Annotated in this window: 19 protein-coding genes; 14 read left to right on the top strand and 5 right to left on the bottom strand. The window is 73.3% G+C overall.

Translation table 11 applies throughout. The annotated features are described in order from the left end of the window. The 9 genes from B0I33_RS10960 to B0I33_RS11000 all read left to right on the top strand — a co-directional run bounded on the left by B0I33_RS10960 (position 1) and on the right by B0I33_RS11000 (position 10,143). Entirely contained in the window at positions 1–1,221 is a 1,221-nt protein-coding gene (locus B0I33_RS10960) for a M50 family metallopeptidase (protein WP_106178512.1), read from the top strand. 46 nt (positions 1,222–1,267) lie between these two features. Further along, on the top strand, positions 1,268–2,410 hold the full coding sequence (gene ispG / locus B0I33_RS10965) for a flavodoxin-dependent (E)-4-hydroxy-3-methylbut-2-enyl-diphosphate synthase (protein WP_106178513.1): 1,143 nt from the start codon (positions 1,268–1,270) through the stop codon (positions 2,408–2,410). Positions 2,411–2,421: 11 nt separating this feature from the next. Continuing rightward, positions 2,422–3,489, top strand: coding sequence for an LLM class flavin-dependent oxidoreductase (locus B0I33_RS10970; RefSeq protein WP_106178877.1), 1,068 nt, complete (start codon positions 2,422–2,424; stop codon positions 3,487–3,489). A 4-nt stretch (positions 3,490–3,493) separates the two neighbouring features. Continuing rightward, the gene (locus tag B0I33_RS10975; protein WP_106178514.1) at positions 3,494–4,297 is read left to right on the top strand and encodes a helix-turn-helix domain-containing protein; all 804 of its coding nucleotides are present in this window, start codon (positions 3,494–3,496) and stop codon (positions 4,295–4,297) included. Positions 4,298–4,352: 55 nt separating this feature from the next. After that, positions 4,353–5,207, top strand: coding sequence for a GNAT family N-acetyltransferase (locus B0I33_RS10980; protein WP_106178515.1), 855 nt, complete (start codon positions 4,353–4,355; stop codon positions 5,205–5,207). Between the two features lie 49 nt (positions 5,208–5,256). Continuing rightward, positions 5,257–6,114 (top strand): type I methionyl aminopeptidase, encoded by an 858-nt coding sequence (gene map / locus B0I33_RS10985; protein ID WP_106178516.1) that lies wholly within the window; start codon positions 5,257–5,259, stop codon positions 6,112–6,114. A gap of 87 nt (positions 6,115–6,201) precedes the next feature. After that, positions 6,202–6,954 (top strand): 3-hydroxybutyrate dehydrogenase, encoded by a 753-nt coding sequence (locus tag B0I33_RS10990; protein WP_106178517.1) that lies wholly within the window; start codon positions 6,202–6,204, stop codon positions 6,952–6,954. A gap of 98 nt (positions 6,955–7,052) precedes the next feature. Beyond that, positions 7,053–8,327, top strand: coding sequence for an MFS transporter (locus B0I33_RS10995; RefSeq protein WP_106178879.1), 1,275 nt, complete (start codon positions 7,053–7,055; stop codon positions 8,325–8,327). Between the two features lie 4 nt (positions 8,328–8,331). Continuing rightward, positions 8,332–10,143 (top strand): helix-turn-helix domain-containing protein, encoded by a 1,812-nt coding sequence (locus tag B0I33_RS11000; RefSeq protein WP_106178518.1) that lies wholly within the window; start codon positions 8,332–8,334, stop codon positions 10,141–10,143. Here B0I33_RS11000 and B0I33_RS11005 read toward each other — a convergent pair. Continuing rightward, positions 10,136–10,816, bottom strand: coding sequence for a FadR/GntR family transcriptional regulator (locus B0I33_RS11005; RefSeq protein WP_106178519.1), 681 nt, complete (start codon positions 10,814–10,816; stop codon positions 10,136–10,138). The genes B0I33_RS11000 and B0I33_RS11005 overlap by 8 nt on opposite strands. A 61-nt stretch (positions 10,817–10,877) precedes the next feature. On the opposite strand from B0I33_RS11005, the gene B0I33_RS11010 reads away from it, so the two are divergent. Continuing rightward, positions 10,878–12,086 (top strand): CynX/NimT family MFS transporter, encoded by a 1,209-nt coding sequence (locus tag B0I33_RS11010; RefSeq protein ID WP_425440469.1) that lies wholly within the window; start codon positions 10,878–10,880, stop codon positions 12,084–12,086. Positions 12,087–12,130: 44 nt separating this feature from the next. On the opposite strand, the gene B0I33_RS11015 is transcribed toward B0I33_RS11010, so the two are convergent. Further along, entirely contained in the window at positions 12,131–13,522 is a 1,392-nt protein-coding gene (locus tag B0I33_RS11015) for a mycothione reductase (protein ID WP_106178520.1), read from the bottom strand. Positions 13,523–13,607: 85 nt separating this feature from the next. Between B0I33_RS11015 and B0I33_RS11020 the strand changes: the two genes are divergently transcribed. Then, a complete protein-coding gene (locus B0I33_RS11020) occupies positions 13,608–14,672 on the top strand; it encodes a CobW family GTP-binding protein (RefSeq protein ID WP_245900592.1) in 1,065 nt (354 codons plus the stop codon). A gap of 9 nt (positions 14,673–14,681) precedes the next feature. Here B0I33_RS11020 and B0I33_RS11025 read toward each other — a convergent pair whose 3' ends face one another. Then, positions 14,682–16,178, bottom strand: a complete 1,497-nt coding sequence (locus B0I33_RS11025; protein ID WP_245900593.1) for a cobyric acid synthase — start codon at positions 16,176–16,178, stop codon at positions 14,682–14,684. 112 nt (positions 16,179–16,290) lie between these two features. Between B0I33_RS11025 and B0I33_RS11030 the strand changes: the two genes are divergently transcribed. Further along, positions 16,291–17,076, top strand: coding sequence for a S1 family peptidase (locus B0I33_RS11030; protein ID WP_106178523.1), 786 nt, complete (start codon positions 16,291–16,293; stop codon positions 17,074–17,076). A gap of 19 nt (positions 17,077–17,095) precedes the next feature. Continuing rightward, a complete protein-coding gene (locus tag B0I33_RS11035; protein WP_106178524.1) occupies positions 17,096–17,536 on the top strand; it encodes a GNAT family N-acetyltransferase in 441 nt (146 codons plus the stop codon). A gap of 68 nt (positions 17,537–17,604) precedes the next feature. On the opposite strand, the gene B0I33_RS11040 is transcribed toward B0I33_RS11035, so the two are convergent. Continuing rightward, positions 17,605–18,789: an 8-amino-7-oxononanoate synthase gene (locus B0I33_RS11040; RefSeq protein ID WP_106178525.1), complete on the bottom strand. Its 1,185-nt coding sequence runs from the start codon at positions 18,787–18,789 to the stop codon at positions 17,605–17,607. An 89-nt stretch (positions 18,790–18,878) separates the two neighbouring features. Between B0I33_RS11040 and B0I33_RS11045 the strand changes: the two genes are divergently transcribed. Continuing rightward, a complete protein-coding gene (locus tag B0I33_RS11045; protein WP_106178883.1) occupies positions 18,879–19,583 on the top strand; it encodes a PIG-L deacetylase family protein in 705 nt (234 codons plus the stop codon). A gap of 62 nt (positions 19,584–19,645) precedes the next feature. Here the strand turns inward: B0I33_RS11045 and B0I33_RS11050 are convergent, their stop codons facing one another. Continuing rightward, positions 19,646–21,112 carry a DEAD/DEAH box helicase gene (locus B0I33_RS11050; protein WP_219927175.1) on the bottom strand — a complete coding sequence of 489 codons (1,467 nt, stop codon included), beginning with the start codon at positions 21,110–21,112 and terminating at the stop codon, positions 19,646–19,648. Positions 21,113–21,222 lie beyond the last annotated feature (110 nt).

Below are 21,222 nucleotides of genomic sequence, written 5' to 3' on the forward strand. Positions count from 1 at the left end.
GTGCTCGCCTACATCTTCGGAGTCGCGCTCTTCGCGCTCGGCATCTGCGTGTCGGTCGCGCTGCACGAGGCCGGGCACATGCTCACGGCGAAGGCGTTCGGCATGAAGGTCCGCCGGTACTTCGTCGGCTTCGGGCCCAAGGTCTTCTCGTTCCGCCGCGGTGAGACGGAGTACGGGCTCAAGTGGATCCCGCTCGGCGGCTTCTGCGACATCGCGGGGATGACCGCGATGGACGAGGTCACGCCGGACGAGGCGCCCCGCGCCATGTGGCGGTACAAGACGTGGAAGCGCACCGTCGTGCTCGCGGCGGGCTCGTTCACCCACTTCGTCCTCGGCTTCGTGGTGCTCTACCTCATGGCCGTGACCATGGGCCTGCCCAACATCATGGGCACCCCGCAGATCTCGTCGGTGTCCCAGTGCGTGCAGGACGCCACGACCCGTGAGGAGTACGTCAACCCGCGGCAGTGCGCCCCCGGAGCGCCCGCGCCCGCGAAGGAGGGCGGCATCCAGCCCGGTGACGTGATCGTGTCGGTGAGCGGCACCCCGACACCCACCTTCGAGGACGTGGTGAACGAGATCCAGCCGCTGTCCGGCCCCACCCGGATCACCGTCGAGCGCGACGGCGAGACGGTGCCGCTGACGGTGGATGTGACACAGGTCAAGCGGCCCGTGCTGAACGCGCAGGGCGAGCGGGAGATCGTGGAGGTCGGCTCCATCGGGGTCACCTTCCCGAGGGAGTTCCACTACGACCTGGTGGCCGGCCTCGGCGGCGCGGCGACGTTCACCGGCGACATGCTCGTGCAGACCTGGCAGCGGCTGCTCGAGTTCCCCGAGCGCATCCCCGCCGTGGTGGAGGCCATTTTCGGCGCCGAGCGCGACCCGAACACCCCGGTCAGCGTCGTGGGCGCCAGCCGGATCGGCGGCGAGGCGGTCGAGCGGGGCATCTGGTGGCTGTTCCTGTTCCTGCTGGCGAGCCTGAACTTCTTCGTCGGCATCTTCAACCTGCTGCCGCTGCTGCCGCTCGACGGCGGGCACATCGCCGTGACCTGGTACGAACGGGTGCGCGACTTCGTGCGCAAGCTGCGCGGCAAGGCCGCGGGCGGGCCGGTCGACTACACGAAGCTCTCCGCGGTGACGATGGTCGTGATACTCATCGGCGGCGCGGTCGTGCTGCTCACCGTCACGGCGGACATCGTCAATCCCATCAGGCTGCCGTCCTGACGTATCGTGAGACTGTCGCGTTCGTAGACCGCTAGCAGAGGATTCGATGACCGTCGACCTGGGTTTGCCCGAAAGTCCACCGCCCGTACTCTCCGAACGCCGAAAGACCCGTCAGCTGCAGGTCGGTCCCGTCGGCGTCGGCAGCGACCACCCGATCTCGGTCCAGTCGATGACCACCACGGTCACCGCGGACGTCAACGCCACGCTCCAGCAGATCGCCGAGCTGACCGCGGCGGGCTGCGACATCGTGCGCGTGGCGTGCCCCAGCGCCGACGACGCCGAGGCGCTGCCCGCGATCGCGCGGAAGTCGCAGATTCCCGTCATCGCCGACATCCACTTCCAGCCGAAGTACGTCTTCGCCGCCATCGAGGCGGGCTGCGCCGCCGTCCGCGTGAACCCCGGCAACATCAAGAAGTTCGACGACCGCGTGGGGGAGATCGCGCAGGCGGCCAAGGACCACGGCACGCCGATCCGGATCGGCGTCAACGCCGGGTCGCTCGACAAGCGCCTGATGGAGAAGTACGGCAAGGCCACGCCCGAGGCGCTCGCGGAGTCGGCCCTGTGGGAGGCGTCGCTGTTCGCCGAGCACGACTTCCACGACCTGAAGATCTCGGTCAAGCACAACGACCCGGTGGTCATGATCCGGGCCTACGAGATCCTCGCCGAGCAGTGCGACTACCCGCTGCACCTCGGCGTCACCGAGGCCGGCCCCGCCTTCCAGGGCACCATCAAGTCGGCGGTCGCCTTCGGCGCGCTGCTGCGGCAGGGGATCGGCGACACCATCCGGGTCTCCCTCTCCGCGCCCCCGGTGGAGGAGGTCAAGGTCGGGGCCCAGATCCTGCAGTCGCTCAACCTGCGGCCGAAGAAGCTGGAGATCGTCTCCTGCCCGTCGTGCGGCCGCGCGCAGGTGGACGTCTACCGGCTCGCCGACGAGGTCACCGCGGGGCTGCAGGGCATGGAGGTGCCGCTGCGCGTGGCCGTGATGGGCTGCGTGGTCAACGGCCCCGGTGAGGCGAAGGAGGCCGACCTGGGCGTCGCCTCGGGCAACGGCAAGGGCCAGATCTTCGTGAAGGGCGAGGTCATCAAGACCGTGCCCGAGCACCAGATCGTCGAGACGCTCATCGAGGAGGCCATGCGGATCGCCGAGGAGATGGGCGAGACCGGCTCTCCCGAGGTGACCGTCAGCTGACGGGAGCTGTGGTGGCCTTCGAACTGGGGATCTACTCCTTCGGGGAGATCACCACCGACCCGCGCACGGGCACGGTGCCGACCGCGCGGCAGCGGTTGCGGGACTACCAGGAGCAGGCCGCGCTCGCCGACGAGGTGGGCCTCGACGTGTTCGCTCTCGGGGAGCACCACCGGTCGGACTTCGCCGTGTCGGCGACCTCCGTGGTGCTGTCGGCCATCGCGGCGCGGACGCAGGACATCCGGCTCTCCAGCGCCGTGACCGTGCTCAGCTCCGAGGACCCGGTGCGGGTGTTCCAGCAGTACGCCACGCTCGACCTGATCTCGAACGGCCGCGCGGAGATCATCACCGGCAGGGGTTCGTACACGGAGTCGTTCCCGCTGTTCGGCTACGACCTCGCGCAGTACTCGGAGCTGTTCGCCGAGAAGCTGGAGCTCCTGCTCGCCATCCGGGACCGGAACCCGGTCACCTGGTCGGGGCGGTTCCGGCCGGCCCTGCGCGAGGCCGACATCGCCCCGCGCCCGGTGCAGGACCCGCTGCCGGTCTGGGTGGCGGTGGGCGGCACACCGGAGTCGGTGGTGCGCGCGGGCCGGCTGGGCCTGCCGCTCGCGCTGGCGATCATCGGCGGGGCACTGTCCCGGTTCACGCCGTTCGCGCAGCTGTACCGGGAGGCGGCCGCCGAGGCCGGGCACGACCCGGCGGCGCTGCCGCTGAGCATCAACTCGCCCGGGTTCGTGGCGCCGACCAGCCAGGCCGCGCGGGACCTTTCGTACCCGCACTTCGACCGCGGCATGCTGGAGAACTTCCACCAGCGCGGGCGCGGCTTCCACACCCCGCGCGACGCCTACGACGCGCAGTCGTCCCGGCCCGGTGCGCTGGTGGTGGGCAGCCCGCAGGAGATCGTCGACAAGATCCTGTACCAGCACGAGCTGTTCGGTCACCAGCGGCTGCTGATCCAGCTGGGGTTCGGCGGCGTACCGCAGAAGGAGACGCTGCGGGCCATCGAGCTGCTCGGCACCGAGGTGGCGCCGGTGGTGCGCCGCGAGATCGCCGCGCGCGAGCGGTCCGGCGGACAGGAGTGACGTCGTGCCCGACGCCGGCTGGGCGGTCCGGGCGCCGCACCCGGCGCTGCGGCATCTCGTCACGCGCTACGTCGGCTACACCGGCGACGGGAGCGGACCGGGTGTGCACCGGGGCCTGCCCAGCAGGCACGCCACGCTCGTCCTGGCCCTCACCGAGCCGGTGCGGGTCCTCGGCCCCTCCGGTGCGACGGCGCTGCGCGCGGCGGTCGGTGGCCTGCACACGGCCCCGGTGCTCATCGCGCAGGGCGGGTACGAGACCGGTATCCATGTCGAGCTGAACCCGCTGGGCACACGGACGTTGCTGGGGCTGCCCGCCGCCGAGCTGGCCGGGCACGTGGCCGGTGCCGCCGACGCGGGCGCCGCCCGGCTCGCCGCGCTGTCCGACCGGCTGGCGGCCGAACCGACGTGGGCCGGGCGGTTCGCGCTGCTCGACGCGGCGCTGCTGGCGGAGGTGCGGGACGCGGCCGGGCCGCCCGAGGAGGTCGGCTGGGCGTGGCGGCGGCTGGTCGCCACCTGCGGTGGGTTGCGCATCGCCGACCTCGCCGCCGAGGTCGGCTGGAGCCGCCGTCACCTGGGCGAACGGTTCCGGCGTGAGTTCGGGCTCGGCCCGAAGCAGGCGGCGCGCGTGCTGCGGTTCGAGCGCGCCGGGCGCCTGCTGCGCGCGGGCGGGCCGCGGGACCTCGCCGAGCTCGCGGCCACGTGCGGTTACTACGACCAGGCGCACCTCACGCACGAGTGGCAGGCGTTCGCGGGCTGCCCTCCGGGCCGCTGGATCGCCGAGGAGCTGCCCGCCCTCGTGCGGGAGTAGCCGCGGCGGCTCGCGGCTTTTCCGTTACGAAGCGTTTTCTGGCAGGCTTGACCTTGTGTTGCGGCTTGCTGGTGCGCGGCTGCTCGACGACAGGGACTATCCCGCGGTTCGTGCCGCACTCGCTGCCGACCCGGTGGGAAGCTGCATGGTGGCCGCGCGCGTCGAGGTGGCGGGGCTGGACCCGTGGCGGCTGGGCGGTGAGCTCTGGGCCGCGGACGGCCGGAGCCCGAGGTCGGGCCGCTTCTCGGGATTGTGTTTCTCCGGTCCCAACCTGATCCCCCTGCGGGGCAACGGCACGGTCCTGCGCTCGTTCGCCGACCGGGCCCTGCGCCGCCAGCGCACGTGCTCCTCGATCGTCGGTCCCGCCGAGCAGGTGCTCGGCCTGTGGGACGAGCTCACGGGGGAGTGGGGGGCCGCCCGCGAGGTGCGGCAGGACCAGCCACTGCTGGCTCTCGACGGTGTGCCCGCCGTGCCCCCGGACCCGGCTGTGCGGCCGGTCCGGCCGCACGAGCTGGAGCGCTACCTGCCCGCCGCCGTCTCGATGTTCATCGAGGAGGTCGGCGTCGACCCGCGTGCGGGCGACGGCGGCGTCAGCTACCGGGCGCGGGTCTCGGAACTGATCTCCAGCGGCCGGGCGTTCGCGCGGTTCGAGGCGGGCGAGGTCGTGTTCAAGGCCGAGATCGGCGCGCTCTCGTCGAGCGTGGGACAGATCCAGGGCGTGTGGGTGCACCCGGACCGGCGCGGGGAGGGCCTCGGCGCCGCGGGCACGGCCGCCGTGGTCGACCGGCTGGTGCGCGGCATGGGCCGCACCGCGAGCCTGTACGTCAACTCCTACAACACGCCCGCCCTCGCGGTGTACCGCAGGATCGGGTTCCGCCAGGTGGGGCGCTACGCCACGGTGCTGTTCTGACCGACCCGTGGGCGGCGCCCGCCACCGGAGGCCGTCGTAGGGTGGTGACATGCCCGTTCGATCTCCACTGCGGCCCGGCGTGCAGTCGCCCCGCCGCCCCGTGCCCGACTCCATCCCGCGTCCCGAGTACGTCGGGAAGCCCGCGCCGCGCCGCGAGTCCGGCAACGGCGTGCGCACGCCCGAGGTCATCGAGGCGATGCGGGTCGCGTGCCGGATCGCCGCGCAGGCGCTCGAGGAGGGCGGCAAGGCGGTCAAGCCGGGCAACACCACCGACGACATCGACAAGGTGGTGCACGAGTTCCTCCTCGACCACGGCGCCTACCCGTCGACGCTGGGCTACCGGAACTTCCCGAAGTCCTGCTGCACGTCGCTGAACGAGGTCATCTGCCACGGCATCCCCGACTCGACCGTGATCGAGGACGGCGACATCTGCAACATCGACGTCACCGCCTACATCGGCGGGGTGCACGGCGACACCAACGCCACGTTCCTCGCCGGCGACGTCGCCGAGGAGGCGCGCCTGCTGGTGGAACGCACCCGGGAGGCGACGACGCGGGCCATCAAGGCCGTCCGGCCGGGCAGGCAGCTCAACGTCATCGGCCGCGTGATCGAGTCGTACGCCAAGCGGTTCGGCTACGGCGTGGTGCGGGACTTCACCGGGCACGGGGTGGGCCCGGCGTTCCACACGGCACCCACCGTGCTGCACTACGAGGAGCCCTCGGTCACCACGGTGATCGAGGAGGGGATGACGTTCACCATCGAGCCGATGATCACGCTCGGCACGATCGACTACGACGTCTGGGCCGACGACTGGACCGTGACCACCAAGGACAAGAAGTGGACGGCCCAGTTCGAGCACACGATCCTGGTCACCGGCTCGGGCGCGGAGATTCTCACCCTGCCCTGAGGTGTGGTCCCACCCCACGGATCTCCCGTGGGTTGTAGCCCGCGCGCACATGGTTGAGGCGGTCGGCGGGTTCTACCGTCGGCTGCCATGACCAGCAGCTCACTCCACGGCCGGACGGCCCTCGTCACCGGCGGCGCGAGCGGGATCGGCCGGGCCTGCGTGGCCGCGCTCGGCGCCGCCGGGGCGAAGGTGCACCTGGTGGACGCCGACCGGGACGGCGCCGCTGCCGTCGCGGCGGAGACCGGGGCGCTCGCGCACGTCGCCGACCTCACCGACCCGGAGGCGATCGCCGGCCTGCCCGCCGACGTCGACATCCTGGTCAACAACGCGGGCGTCCAGCACGTCGCGCCGCTGCACGAGTTCCCTCCGGAGCGGTTCACGGCCCTCCAGCAGCTCATGGTCACCGCGCCGTTCCTGCTGATGCGTCGGTGCCTGCCCGCGATGTACGAGCGCGGCTGGGGCAGGCTCGTCCACATCTCCAGCGTGCACGGCCTGCGCGCGAGCCCGCACAAGGCGGCCTACGTGGCCGCCAAGCACGGCCTGGAAGGGCTGAGCAAGGTCGCCGCGCTCGAGGGCGCGCCGCACGGCGTGACCAGCAACTGCGTCGACCCCGGCTACGTGCGCACCCCGCTGGTCGAGGGACAGGTGGCCGACCAGGCGCGCACCCGCGGCATCGCGGAGGAGCAGGTCCTCGACGAGGTCTTCCTCGGCCGCACCGCCGTGCGGCGGCTCATCGAACCCGCCGAGGTCGCGGACGTGGTGCTGTGGCTCTGCGGCGAGCGCTCCGGGCACCTCACCGGCGCCTCCATCCCGCTCGACGGTGGCTGGTCCGCCAGCTGAGTTTCCGAAGTCCCATCCGCACAACGAAGTGGTGATGAACCGTGTCCGAGACCACGTCCCCGCCAGCCCGGTCCATCCGGCGCGTCGTCGGTGCCAGCATGATCGGTACCACCATCGAGTGGTACGACTTCTTCCTGTTCGGCTCGGCCGCCGCGCTCGTGTTCAACAAGCTGTTCTTCCCCGAGGCCGACCCGCTCACGGGCACGCTGCTCGCGCTCGCGACGTTCGCGATCGGGTTCGTCGCCCGGCCGATCGGCGGGCTGGTGTTCGGTCACTTCGGGGACAAGCTGGGGCGCAAGAAGCTGCTGGTGGTGAGCCTGCTCATGATGGGCGGCGCCACGTTCGCCATGGGCCTGCTGCCCACCTACGCCACGATCGGCCTCGCGGCCCCGCTGCTGCTGGTGCTGCTGCGGCTGATCCAGGGCTTCGCGCTCGGCGGGGAGTGGGGCGGCGCCGTGCTCATCGTGTCCGAGCACGGGGACGCGAAACGGCGCGGCTTCTGGGCGTCCTGGCCGCAGGCCGGTGCCCCCGGCGGCAACCTGCTCGCCACCGCGGTGCTCGCCATCCTTGCGGCGGTGCAGAGCGAGGCGGCGTTCGAGGCCTGGGGCTGGCGCGTTCCGTTCCTGCTGTCGGGCCTGCTGATCGGCATCGGCCTGTGGATCCGGCTGTCGGTGTCGGAGTCCCCGGTGTTCCTGGAGGCGGTCGAGCGGGCCGGGAAGAACCCGGCTCCGGAGAAGGCGCCGATCGTCACGGTACTGCGGCACAGCTGGCGTGCGGTGCTGATCGCGATGGGCGCGCGGTTCGCCGAGAACGTGTCGTACTACATCGTCACCGCGTTCGTCCTCGTCTACCTCGTCAACGAGGTCGAGGTCTCCCGGTCGGTCGGGCTGAACGCCGTGCTCATCGGGTCCGCCGTGCACTTCGTGACCATCCCGTTCTGGGGCTGGCTCTCCGACGTCCTCGGCCGCCGCGTGGTGTACCTGTTCGGCGCGACCGGGATGCTCGTGTGGGGCTTCGTGTTCTTCTCGATGCTGGACACCGCCTCGGGACTGGCCACCATCGTCGCCGTCACCGTCGGCCTCGTCCTGCACGGCGCGATGTACGGCCCGCAGGCCGCGTTCTTCTCCGAGCTGTTCGGGACCAGGGTGCGTTACTCGGGAGCGTCCATCGGCTACCAGCTCGCCTCGATCATCGCGGGCGGGCTGGCGCCGCTCATCGCGACCGCGCTGCTCGACGCGACGGGGGCGAGCCTCGCCATCTCCGTCTACCTGGCCGCCACGTGTGTCCTCACGATCGTCGCCGTGTACCTGGCCAAGGAGACACGGGGAACGTCGCTCGCCGACGCGGGTCACCGCGAATCGGTGTCAGCATGAGCACATGACCGACGCCGCCCACCGGCTGCTGGAGCTGCTGTCCGCGGGCGCGAGCAGTGAGGAACTCGCTCGCGTGCCCGCGGACAGCGGCCTCACGCAGCTCGCCATGCGGATCCGCCGCACGCTCGACGCCCACAGCAGGCGCGAGGCGGAGCTGGCCGCCCTGTTCGACACCGCCAGCGACCTGGCCCGGCTGCGCGACCTGGACGCGGTGCTGCGGTCGATCGTGCGGCGGGCCCGGATGCTGCTGCGGGTGGACGTGTCCTACCTCAGCCTCAACGACGAGGCCAACGGCAGCACCTACATGCGGGTCACCGACGGTTCGGCGTCCGCGCTGTTCCAGCAGGTGCGGCTGGGCATGGGGGAGGGGCTCGGCGGGCTGGTCGCGCAGACCGCGCGGCCGTACGCCACTGCGGACTACCCGGCCGACGACCGGTTCGAGCACACCGAGCCGATCGACCGGGCGGTCGGCGACGAGGGCCTGGTGGCGATCCTCGGCGTGCCGCTGGCCCTCGGCGACCAGGTGATCGGGGTGCTCTACGCCTCCGACCGGCGCACCCGCGTGTTCACCCCCGACGAGGTCGCGCTGCTGTCGTCACTGGCCGATCATGCCGCAATCGCCATCGACAACGCCCGGCTGCTCGAGGAGAGCGCGGCCACGATGGCCGACCTGGAGGCGGCGAACGCGACGATCAGGGCGCACCACGCGGCGATCGCGCGGGCGCAGGAGGCGCACGACCGGCTGACCGCGCTCGTGCTCGGCGGCGCCGACGTACCCGCCGTCGCCGCGGCGGTCGCCGAGGTCCTCGGGGGCGGCATCGTCGTGCACGACGCGGACGGCGCCGAGCTGGGCCGCGCGGCGGCCGATCCGGTGGAACCGCCGGCGCAGGCGGTGCGGGCGTCCCGCTCGGGTGGCCGCGCGGTGGCCGACGACCCGAACTGGGTGTGCGCCGTGATGGCCGGGCCCGAGCTGCTGGGCAGCATCACCCTCACCGGGCGGCCGGACCTGGCCGACGCCGACCGCAGGCTGTTCGAGCGGGCCGGGGTGGTGACCGCGCTGCTGTTGCTGCTGCGCCGGTCGGCCGCCGAGGCGGAGGACCGGGTGCGCGGCGAGCTGGTGGCCGACCTGCTGACCGCGCCGCACCGCGATCCGGCGGCGCTGCTGCGCCGTGGCCGCCGCGTCGGGGTCGACCTCGCCGCGCCGCACGCCGTGCTCGTGCTGCACGCCGAGGGTGTGTCGCGGACCCGGCTGGCCTCGGTCGCGGCCCGCCGGGCCGCGCTCGCCGGGGTGTACGCGGAGCGGGTGGTGATGCTCGCCGAGGGGGACACGCCGGGCAAGCTGGCGGAACGGACCTCGGCCGAGCTCACGGCGCTGCTCGGCACCGCCGTGACGGCCGGTGCGGCGGGCCCGGCGAGCGGTCCGCCCGAGCTGGCCGCGGCACACGCGGAGGCCGTGCGCTGCCTGCGGGCCCTGCTCGCGCTGGGCCGCGCGGGCGACGGCGCCGCGGCCGCCGAGCTGGGCTTCGTCGGGATGGTGCTGGGCGACCGGACGGAGGTGCCGCGGTTCGTGCGGGCCACGCTCGGCCCGGTGCTCGACTACGACGAGGCCAGGGGCACCGAGCTGGTGCGCACGCTGCGGGCGTACTTCGGCTGCGGCGGCAACCTCACCCGCGCCAAGGAGGAGTTGCACGTCCACGTGAACACGGTCGCGCAGCGGCTGGAGCGGATCTCCTCGCTGCTCGGTTCCGACTGGCAGTCGCCGGACCGCGCGCTGGAGCTGCAGCTGGCACTGCGCCTGCACCGGCTGGCTACGTAGCGCCGTCGTCCTGCCGGGCGAGCAGCTCGTCGAGGAAGCCCCCGGCCTCCGCGACGGCCCGCTCGGGGTCGCGGGCGGCGATGGCCGCCACCAGGCCCCGGTGCCCGATGTGGGCGGGACCGGGCTCCGCGCGCGAGGTGGCGGCGACACTCGCGGTGACGACCTCGGTCAGCCCCCGGTACAGCTCGGTGAGCAGCGTGTTGTGGCCGCACTCGACCACGGCGAGGTGGAACTCGGCGTCGGTGCGGGCGAAGTCCTCGAAGCGCCGCTCGGCGTGGGCACGGTCGCGCTGGTCGAGCAGCTCGTGCAGCCGGTCGACCTCCGCGTCGGTGCGCTGGGTGGCGGCCAGCCGCGCCCCCTCGGCCTCCAGCGTGCGGCGCACCTGGAGCACCTCCCGCAACTCACTGCCGCACAACCTGCGGATGGCGCCGGAGACCTCGCTGGTGGCGCGCACGTAGGTGCCGTCGCCCTGGCGCACCTCCAGCAGACCGCCGTGCGCGAGCGCGCGCACCGCCTCGCGGACGGTGTTGCGGCCGACACCGAGCCGGGCCGCGAGCTCCGGCTCGGGCGGGATGCGTTCCCCCACCGCCCACTCGCCCTGGCGGACGGCCTCGCGCAGCTGCCCGATCACCTGGTCGACCAGGCCGGAGCGGCGGGTGGTGGCCAACGGCACAGCGAACCTCCGCGAGACTATTCAGCCGATCATCCTATGTTTGGTTAGAGTAGCGGACGTGGTGGCCGAGCCTGGAACGTCCGTGCGCGCCCGCCGCCCGCGTGCGCTGCTGACGGGCAGCGGGCTGCTCGCCGCCGCCGTGCTGCTGGCCGCGCTGAACCTCCGCCCGCCCGTCACCAGCGTCGGCGCCGTGCTCGACGAGATGCGCGAGACCCTCGGCGCCTCCGCGACGTGGGCGGGCGCGCTCACCACGATGCCCGGGCTGTGCTTCGCCCTCGCCGGCCTGGCCACCCCCTACCTCGCCCGGCGCATCGGGATCAGCGCCGCCGTCGGCGTCGCGCTGGCCCTGCTCACCGCCGGGCTGTTCCTGCGGGTGCTCGACGGGCCGTTCGTGGTGCTCGGCGGCACGCTCGTGGCGTGCGCCGGGATCGCCTTCGCGAACGTGCTGATCCCGGTCGTGGTGAAGGAGTCCTTCGCCACCCGGATCGGGCTCATGACCGGTCTCTACACCGCCGCCCTGCAGGCGGGCGGCGCGCTCGGCTCCGCCGTCACGCCGCCGCTCGACGCGGCGCTGGGTGGCTGGCGGGCCGGGCTCGGGACATGGGGCGTGCTGGCCGCGCTCGCGCTGGTGCTGTGGCTGGCGTCGGGCCGGAGCAGGCCGACGCTGTCCGGCAGGCCGGTCCCGGGCAGCACGGGCGGCACCCGCTCGCTGCTGCGCAGCCCGCTGGCGTGGATCGTCACCGTCTTCTTCGGCTCACAGGCCTGCCTGGCCTACATCGTGATGGGCTGGCTGCCGCAGGTGCTCATGGACGCGGGGGTGAGCCGGGGCGACGCCGGGCTGCTGCTTGGCCTGATCTCGCTGCTCGGCATCCCGGTGAGCCTGGTCGTGCCGCCGCTCGCGGCGCGCCGGGGCAGCCAGAGCGGCCCGATCGTCACCCTCGCCGTGTTCGGCATCGCGGGCATCGTGGGGCTGATGGTGGCGCCGTCGGCCGCGCCGCTGCTGTGGTCGATCCTCGTGGGCATCGGCATGAGCGTGTTCTCACTGGCGCTGACCACCATCGCGCTGCGGGCGCGCACCGGTCCCGACACCGCGGCGCTGTCCGGGATGGCGCAGGGCTTCGGCTACCTGCTCGCCGCGGTCGGCCCGTTCCTGTTCGGGCTGCTGCACGACGTCACCGGCGCCTGGACGGTGCCGTTCGCGCTGCTGCTCACCGTGGTGGTCGGCCAGATGGTGTTCGGCTGGCTGGCGGGCAGGCCGAGGTACGTGTAGCGGGGCTCGTGCGTGTTTTCCTTGGTGCGAACAACGTTCTTCGCTCACGCGGCGAGCGGTAGGTTCAGCAGGGCGTTCTCGACCAGTTCGGGCATCGCGGGGTGGATCCAGTACTGGCCCCGCGCCATCGACCGGGCGTCCAGCCCGAAGCTCATCGCCTGCACCAGCGGCTGGATCAGCGTCGGCGCCTGCGGCCCGATGATGTGCGCGCCCAGCAGCTGCCCGGTGTCCGGGTCCGCGAGCAGCTTCGCGAAGCCCGAGGTGTCCTCCATCGCCCAGCCGTAGGCGATCCCGGCGTAGTCCTGCGTCGCGGTCACGTACCGCACGCCGCGGGCCGCCGCGTCCCGCTCGGTCAGCCCCACCGCCGCGATCTGCGGTGACGTGAACACCGCGTGCGGCACGAACCGGTGGTCGGCCTCGATCGGGTCGTCCGGGTGCAGCAGGTTGTGCTGGACCACCCTGGCCTCGTGGTTGGCGACGTGCTTGAGCTCGTGCCGCGACGAGATGTCCCCCAGCGCGTAGATCCCGTCCACGCCGGTGCGCTGGCAGGCGTCCACCACGACGTGCCCGCTGTCGTCCGTCGCCACCCCGGTCACCGCCACCTCGAGCAGATCGGAGTTCGGCGTCCGGCCGGTCGCGACCAGCAGCAGTTCCCCCTCGACGGCCTCGGGCCCGCCGGGCCCCTCCAGGTCGAGCGCGACACCGTCCCCGGTCCGCCGCGCCCGGACGGTGCGCCGGTTGAGCCGCACGTCGAACCGCTCGGTCGCGAGCCGCGTGAACCGCTCGCTGATGTCGTCGTCCTCCGCCCGCAGCAGCGCGTCCGAGCGGGCGACGATCGTCACGTCCACCCCGAACGCGCCGAGGACGTGCGCGAACTCGGCGGCGATGAACCCGCCGCCGAGGATGACGGCCCGCCGCGGCAGCTCGTCGATCCGCATGATCGTGTCGGAGGTGTGGTAGCCGACGTCGGCCAGCCCGGGCACGTCCGGCACCACGGGCCGCCCGCCCGCGGCGAGCACGAACCGGTCCGCCGTCACCGTCTCCGGCCCCCCGGCCAGCTCCACGGTCAGCTCCTTGTGCCCGGTGAACCGCGCCGCGCCCTCGTAGACGGTGACGCCCGCGTTGTCCTCGTGCTCGCGGCGGTACTCGCGCCCGCCCTCGGCGATCGGGTCGATGCGGCCGAAGATCCGGTCGCGGACGTCCCGCCAGCGCACCCCGCGCAGCTCGGCGTCCACCCCGAACCGTCGCCCGGCCGAGGGCGCCATCGCCAGGTCGGCCGTGTGCACGAACATCTTCGTGGGAATGCAGCCCACGTTGAGGCAGGTGCCGCCGAACGTCCCCTGCTCGACGATCGCCACCTTCCGGTCCGCGAACCGCGGGTCGAGGATCGAGTTGCCCGATCCGGTTCCGACGATCACGAGGTCGTAGTGCGGCACGACGTTACCCTTTCGACGGCGGCTGGCCAGGCTGACGTCCAGCCCAACTCGCGTACCCCACGAGATGTTCCCGGAAGGGGGGTCCTTGCCCAGACCGTCCAGACGCCGCATCCCGGTCGTCATCGTCGCCGGGTTCCTCGGCTCGGGAAAGACCACGCTGCTCAACCACCTGCTGGGCAACGCCGACGGGGTGCGGATCGGCGTGGTGGTCAACGACTTCGGCAGCATCAACGTGGACGCGATGAGCGTGGCCGGTCAGGTCGACTCCATGATGGCGCTGCAGAACGGCTGCCTGTGCTGCGCGGTCGACGCCAGCGGCATGGACGGCATCCTGACCAAGCTCACCCGGTCCGGCACCGACCTCGACCTCATCGTCATCGAGGCGAGCGGCCTCGCCGAACCGCGCAGCCTCGTCCGGCTCGTGCTGGCCAGCACCAATCCGGTGATCGAGTACGGCGGGCTGATCGTGGTCGTCGACGCGGCCGAGTTCGAGACGGGCCGGGCGCGGCATCCGGAGCTGGCCGACCACGTGCGGATCGCGGACCTCGTCGTGCTCAACAAGACCGACCGCGTGCCGGACCACGCCGGGCTGCTGGCGACGGTCCGCGCGCTCGCCGACGGGGCGCCCGTGCTGCCCACCGCGCACGGGCGCGTCGATCCGGCGCTGCTGTTCGACGCCGAGCCCCGCGAGCGGGACACCGGCCCGCGCCAGCTGTCGTTCGAGGACCTGCGCGCCGACCTCGCCGACGGCCACGATCACCATGACCACCATGAGCACGGTGCCTGCGCCGACCACCTGCACGCCGCCTACGAGAGCACGGAGTTCAGCGTGGACGCCGCCGTGCACCCGCGCAGGCTCATGCGGTTCCTCGAGTCGCGGCCGGCCGGGCTCTACCGGATGAAGGGCGACGTCTACTTCGGAGTGCCCGGTCACCGGCAGCGGTTCCGGCTGCACACCGTGTGCGCCTACCTGCGGTTCCACCGCTCCCGCTGGCCGGAGGGCGAACCGCGCGGGACGCGGCTCGTGCTCATCGGCACCGGACTCGACCGGGCCGTGCTCGACCGGCAGCTGCACGAGTGCGTGGAGCCCGAGCCCGACCAGGTCGACCCGCAGGCCATGCTGCGCATCCTGCGGCACACGGAGAGCTGAACCGCTTCGTCAGCCGGTCCCGAGCCGGACACGGGGCAGGCCGGCGGGCACGCCGCCGGAGATCAGGTCGAGCAGCGCCGCGGTGTCCACGTGCTCCTCGACCGCGTCGGCCAGCCGGTCGAGCATCGCCTCGCGCCGCTCGCCGAACCCGGGAGCCTCGGCGGCCGCCCACGCCACCCCGGCCTGCGCGGCGGCCTCCGCGAGCCAGGCTCGCCGGAAGGCGTCGTTCTCGAAGATCCCGTGCCACATCGTGCCCCAGACGGCCCCGCGACGGCGGCCGTCGAGGAACGGCTCCGCGTCGCCCGGCCGGACCTCGGTGCGGCCGTGGTGGATCTCGTAGCCGCGCACCGGATGCCCGCGCCACGTGGTGGACGGCGTGGTGAGGGTCTTGTCCGGACGGAAGCGGACCGCCAGCGGCAGCAGCCCGAGACCGGGCACCGTGCCCGCACCGGACTCGACGTCGTCGGTGATGCTCTCGGCGAGCATCTGGCACCCGCCGCAGATGCCCAGCACGGGCCGTCCCCGCTCGGCGCGGTCCCGGACTGCCCGCTCGATGCCGCGCTCCCGCAACCAGCGCAGATCCTCCACAGTGGACCTGCTGCCCGGCAGGATCGCGACGTCGGCCGCGGCGACGACGTCCGGGTCGGCGGTGACCGTCACGGACACGCCGGGTTCCGCGGCGAGCGGGTCGAGGTCGGTGGCGTTGGACACCCTGGGCAGCCGCACCGCCGCCACGCGCAGGGTCGCCCCCGCGCCGCGCCGGTGCCCGGACCAGCCCGCGATCGCGAGCGCGTCCTCGGAGTCCAGCCACGCGCCCGGCAGCCACGGCAGCACGCCGAGCACCGGCCGGCCGGTGAGCTCGGTGAGCGAGCGCAGGCCCGGCTCCAGCAGCGCCGCGTCGCCGCGGAACTTGTTGACGAGGAACGCCGCCACGTGCGCCTGGTCGGCGGGGTCGAGCACCGCGACGGTGCCCGCGAGCGCGGCCAGCAGGCCACCCCGGTCGATGTCGCCCACGACCAGCACCGGAAGGTCCGCCGCGCGGGCCAGCCCCATGTTGACGTAGTCGCCGTCCCTCAGGTTGATCTCCGCCGGGCTGCCCGCGCCCTCGCACAGCACCACGTCGAAGCGCTCCCGCAGCTCGGTCAGCGCCCGCAGCGCGGCGGCGGCCAGCTCGCGGCGGCCGCCTGCCCAGTCGCCCGCCGCCAGCTCGCCCCACGGCCTGCCGCGCAGCACCACGTGGCTGCGCCGGTCGCCGCCCGGCTTGAGCAGCACGGGGTTCATCGCCGATTCCGGCCGCACGCCCGCCGCGACCGCCTGCAGCCACTGTGCGCGACCGATCTCGGTGCCGTCGGGACACACCATCGAGTTGTTCGACATGTTCTGCGCCTTGAACGGCGCGACCCGCACGCCCTGCCGGGCGAGCCACCGGCACAACCCCGCGGTGACGGTCGACTTGCCGGCATCCGATGTCGTGCCCGCGACGAGGAGCCCACCCTGGACAGTCACCGGCACAGCTTCGCAGAAACCCTTCGTGACGACGTACTCCACCCGGTTCAGTGACACCGAATCGGGCTCGCATTCTCTACTGTGGGCGCGGATCCGATCGAGGGGGAAACCCATGCCCACGAAACTCCGGCGCGCGCTGTCCGCGGCCGCCGTGCTGCTGGCCGGCGCCGTCCTCGTCCCCGGCGCGGCGGCACCGCAGGCCAGCGGTACCCAGCCGTTCATCGTCGGCGGCCAGGAAGCCTCCATCGCCGACCACCCGTACGCCGTGTACCTGGTGGACAGCCGCGGCAACCAGTTCTGCGGCGGGGTGCTCGTCGCCGCCGACGCCGCGCTCACGGCGGCGCACTGCGCGCTCGCCGTGCGGCCCGCCGAACTGGGGGTCGTCGCGGGGCGGCAGCACAAGCGCGGCACCGACGGCGTCGAGGTCGGGGTGCGGCGGGTGTGGACCTCGCCGGACTACCAGGACCCCACGTCGGGCCACGACATCGCCGTGCTGAACCTCGACGACTACGTGCCGTACCGGCCCGCCCACGTGGCGCGGCCGGAGGACCGCGCGCTGTACGCGGCCGGGACGCGGGCCACCGTGCTCGGCTGGGGCCGCACGTCGGACGGGGGGCCGAAGGCGCAGTCCCTGCGCAGCGCGCAGGTTCCGCTCACCAGCGACGCGACGTGCGCGGAGGCCTACCGTTCGTACGACCCGCGGACCATGGTGTGCGCCGGGTTCCCCGAGGGCGGCGTGGACGCCTGCCAGGGCGACTCCGGGGGACCGCTGATGGTCGGCGACGTCCTGGTCGGCATCGTGTCCTGGGGCGAGGGCTGCGCCGCGCCGGGCAAGCCCGGCGTCTACACCCGCGTGGCGAACTACACCGACGACGTCAGCCGCCACGTCCGAAGGTGAGTCTGCTACTCATGCAGGGGTGACCGACATCCACTCGTGCGCGGCGGACGAACTGACCGCCGCACAGCTCTACGCCGTGCTCCGGCTGCGGGTCGACGTCTTCGTGGTCGAGCAGGAATGCCCGTACCCCGAACTCGACGGCAGGGACCTCCTGCCCGGCACCCGGCACTTCTGGTTCGCCGACGGCGGTGACCCGGAGGAGGTGACCGGGTATCTCCGGGTGCTGCGCGAGCCGGGTGGCGCGCTGCGAATCGGGCGGGTGTGCACGGCGACGTCGGTGCGCGGCAGCGGGCTGGGCGCGCGGCTCATGACCGCCGCGATGGAGTACGCGGGCGAGGTCCCCTGCGTGCTGGAGGCGCAGACGTACGCGCAGGGCTTCTACGCCAGGTTCGGCTTCGTCCCGGAGGGGGAGGAGTACCTCGAGGACGGCATCCCGCACATCACCATGTGGCGCCGCTGAGCCCGCCGGTGGGCAGTGAAGGCCACCTTCACTGCGGTGGACGCAGTGAAGGTGGCCTTCACTGCCGGTCAGCGGGCGCCGGGTGGTGCCGCGTCGGTGATGACCTGGACCGCACGGTCCACATCGGACTCCGCGAGGTCGGCCCGCGCGGTCAGGCGCAGGCGGGACACCCCGTCCGGCACCGAGGGCGGGCGGAAGCAGCCCACCCGCACCCCGTGCTCGGCGCAGCGGGCCGCCCATGCCACCGCCTCGTCCGGGCCCGGTGCGTGCACCGACACCACGGCCCCGTCCGGGCTGCTCACGGTGAACCCGGCGGCGCCGAGCCGCTCCGCCAGCGCACGCGCGGTGCCGAGCACGCGCCCGGGCAGCTCCGGCTCGTCGCGCAGCACGCCGAGCGCGGTCAGCGCGGCCGCGGCGCTCGCCGGGGCGAGCCCGGTGTCGAAGATGAAGCTGCGCGCCGTGTCCACCAGGTGCTTGATCACCCGGCGCGGGCCCAGCACGGCACCGCCCTGCGCGCCGAGCGACTTCGACAGGGTGATGGTGGTCACCACGTCCGGTTCCCCGGACAGCCCCGCCTCGTGCACCGCGCCCCGGCCGCCCGCACCGAGCACGCCGAGGCCGTGCGCGTCGTCCACCAGCAGCGCCGCCCCGTGCTCGCGGCACACCCGGGACAGCTCGCCGAGCGGAGCCAGGTCGCCGTCCACCGAGAACACCGAGTCGGTCACCACCAGCGCGCGCCGTTTGCGGCGGGTGGCCAGCGCGTGCGCCACCGCCGCGGGATCCCGGTGGGCGACCGCGGCGACGTCCGCGCGGGAGAGCCGGCAGCCCTCGATGAGCGAGGCGTGGATGTACTTGTCGGTCACGATCGCCGACTCGGCACCGGACAGCGTCGTCACCGCGCCGAGATTAGCGGTGAACCCGGACGAGAACACCAGCGCCGCCTGCGTGCCGCAGAACCGCGCGAGCTGGTGCTCCAGCTCGGCGTGCAGCTCGGTGGAGCCGGTGACCAGCCGGGAGCCGGTCGAGCCCGCGCCCCAGCGCAGCGCGGCCGCCGCGGCGGCACCCGCCACGCGCTTGTCCCTGGCCAGTCCGAGGTAGTCGTTACCCGCGAGGTCGAGTTCCCGCGCCTCGGGACCGCGGGGGCGCAGGCGCCGGACCAGGCCGGCCTCGGCCCTGCGGTCGGCCTCGGCGTCGAGCCAGTCGAAGACCTGCTCGGGCGGGGTGACGGTGGTGGCTGGACCGGGTGCGTTCACGCCTGGCAGTCTCGCACCGGTCCGTACGTGGGAGGGGAGTGAGGGTGACTCAGGACGCACATCCGGAGCCGGAGCGGCCGCTGGCGGCGATGCCGGAGGACTGGCAGCGGGCGCTGGCGGTGGTGGCGCATCCCGACGACCTGGAGTTCGGTGGTGCGGGCGCGGTCGCCCGGTGGACGGACGAGGGGCGCACCGTGACCTACCTGCTGGCCACGCGTGGCGAGGCGGGCATCGACGGCATGCCGCCGGAGGAGGCCGGGCCGCTGCGGGAACGCGAGCAGGTCGCGAGCGCCGCCGTCGTGGGCGTCGAGCAGGTGGACTTCCTCGACCACCAGGACGGTGTGATCGAGTACGGGCTGCCGCTGCGGCGGGACATCGCCGCGGCGATCCGCCGGTACCGCCCGGAGCTCGTGGTGATCACCAACCACCACGAGGTGTGGCCGGGTGGCTTCCGCAACATGGCCGACCACCGGCACGTCGGCCTGGCCGCCCTCGACGCGGTGCGGGACGCGGGCAACCGGTGGGTGTTCCGCGACCTGCTCGACGCGGGCCTGGAGCCGTGGCAGGGCGTGCGCTGGGTGGCGGTCGCGGCCTCGCCGTTCGCGACGCACGCCGTCGACGTGAGCCGGACCCTGGACCGGGCGGTGGACTCGCTGCGCGAGCACCGGGTCTACCTCGCCGGGCTCGGCGGTGACATGGCCGACCCGGACACGTTCCTGCGCCGGGCGGCGGAGGAGACCGGGCGGCGGTTCGGCGGTGTCCCCGCCGTGTCCTTCGAGCTCATCGCCCTGTAGCCGCAGTGAAGGCCACCCTGCGTGCGTTGAACGCATGCAGGGTGGCCTTCACTGCCATCGAGTCAGTCGCGGGTGGCGTGGTGGCGGGCCGGCCTGCGGTTGGCGGACCGCTGCGGGCGGCCGGTGCGGGCCTGGTCGCCGCCGCCCCGCGCGTGGTCCCGGCCCCGGCCCTGGTCGCGCCTGCTGCCGAACGACGGCCTGCCCCGGCCCTGCGGACGGCGCTCCGCCTGCCGCGGCGCGCGGTGCTCGACGACGGGCACACCGCTCGGGGTGCGGGCACCCGTGATCCGGGCCAGTTCCTCGTCGCCGGGCGAGACGGTCGCCTGCGCGGGCTTGACGCCGACCTTGTCGGTCAGCCTGCGCACCATGCGCCGCTGATCCGGTGTGATCAGCGTCACGACCGTGCCCGAGGCGCCCGCGCGTGCGGTGCGGCCCGCGCGGTGCAGGTAGTCCTTGTGGTCGGCGGGCGGGTCGACGTGCAACACGAGGCTCACGTCGTCGACGTGGATGCCGCGGGCCGCGACGTCGGTGGCGACCAGCACCGGGGTGCGGCCCTGCTTGAAGTCCGCGAGCACCCGGTTGCGCTGGCCCTGCGTCTTACCGCCGTGCAACGCGCCCGCGTGCACCCCGCTGGCCCGCAGTTTCGTGGTCAGCCGGTCGACGTGGTGCTTGGTGCGGACGAACATGATCGTGCGCCCCTCGCGGGCCCCGATCTCGGTGACGACGGCCAGCTTGTCCTGGTGCGATGCCTGCAGCACGTGGTGCGCCATCGTGGTGACGCTCGCCGTCACCGGCGCCACGGAGTGCGTGACCGGGTCGGTCAGGTACGCGTCGACGAGCCGCCCGACGTCGCCGTCGAGCGTCGCCGAGAACAGCAGCCGCTGCCCATTCGGCGGGGTGAGGTCGAGGATCTCCCGCACCTGGGGCAGGAAGCCCATGTCGGCCATCTGGTCGGCCTCGTCGAGCGCGACGAACTCGGTCTGGTCGAGGGCGCAGGTGCCCTGCCGCACGTGGTCGGACAGCCTGCCGGGCGTCGCGATCAGCAGGTCGACGCCCTTCGCGAGCGCGTCGGCCTGCTTGCCGAAGGCCATCCCGCCGACGGCGGTGCGGCACCACAGCCCGAGCGCCTTGGCGAGCGGGGTCAGCGCGTCGGCCACCTGCATGGCCAGCTCGCGGGTGGGCACCAGGACGAGCGCACGCGGCTGCCGGGGGCGTGCCCGGCCGCCGTCCAGCCTGCTGAGCAGGGCGAGCCCGAACGCGAGGGTCTTGCCGGACCCGGTCTGGGCCCGGCCCAGCACGTCCCGGCCGGCGAGTGCGTCGGGCAGCGTGGCGGCCTGGATCGGGAACGCCGTCGCCATGCCCGCCTGCCGCAGCGTGCGCTGCAGCGGCTCGGGCAGGTCGAAGTCGGCGAACGGCCTGGTCACGACCGCGGTGGGGGTCACGTCGGCGACGGTCGGGGTGTGCGCAGGCGTGTGCTCACGGCGCTGACGCGGCTTGCGGACGGGACGGGTGGAGAATGTGTTGGTCACTCATGCCTCTCGGACGTGGCACGTCACAAGGAGGCCCGGTTGCCTGCGCGTCGGCAGGGCACGAGAAGTGCTGAGGTGGGCGTTCACAGGGACGAACCCGGCGTTCGGTC

This window comes from Prauserella shujinwangii, from assembly GCF_003001955.1.
Taxonomy (GTDB): domain Bacteria; phylum Actinomycetota; class Actinomycetes; order Mycobacteriales; family Pseudonocardiaceae; genus Qaidamihabitans; species Qaidamihabitans shujinwangii.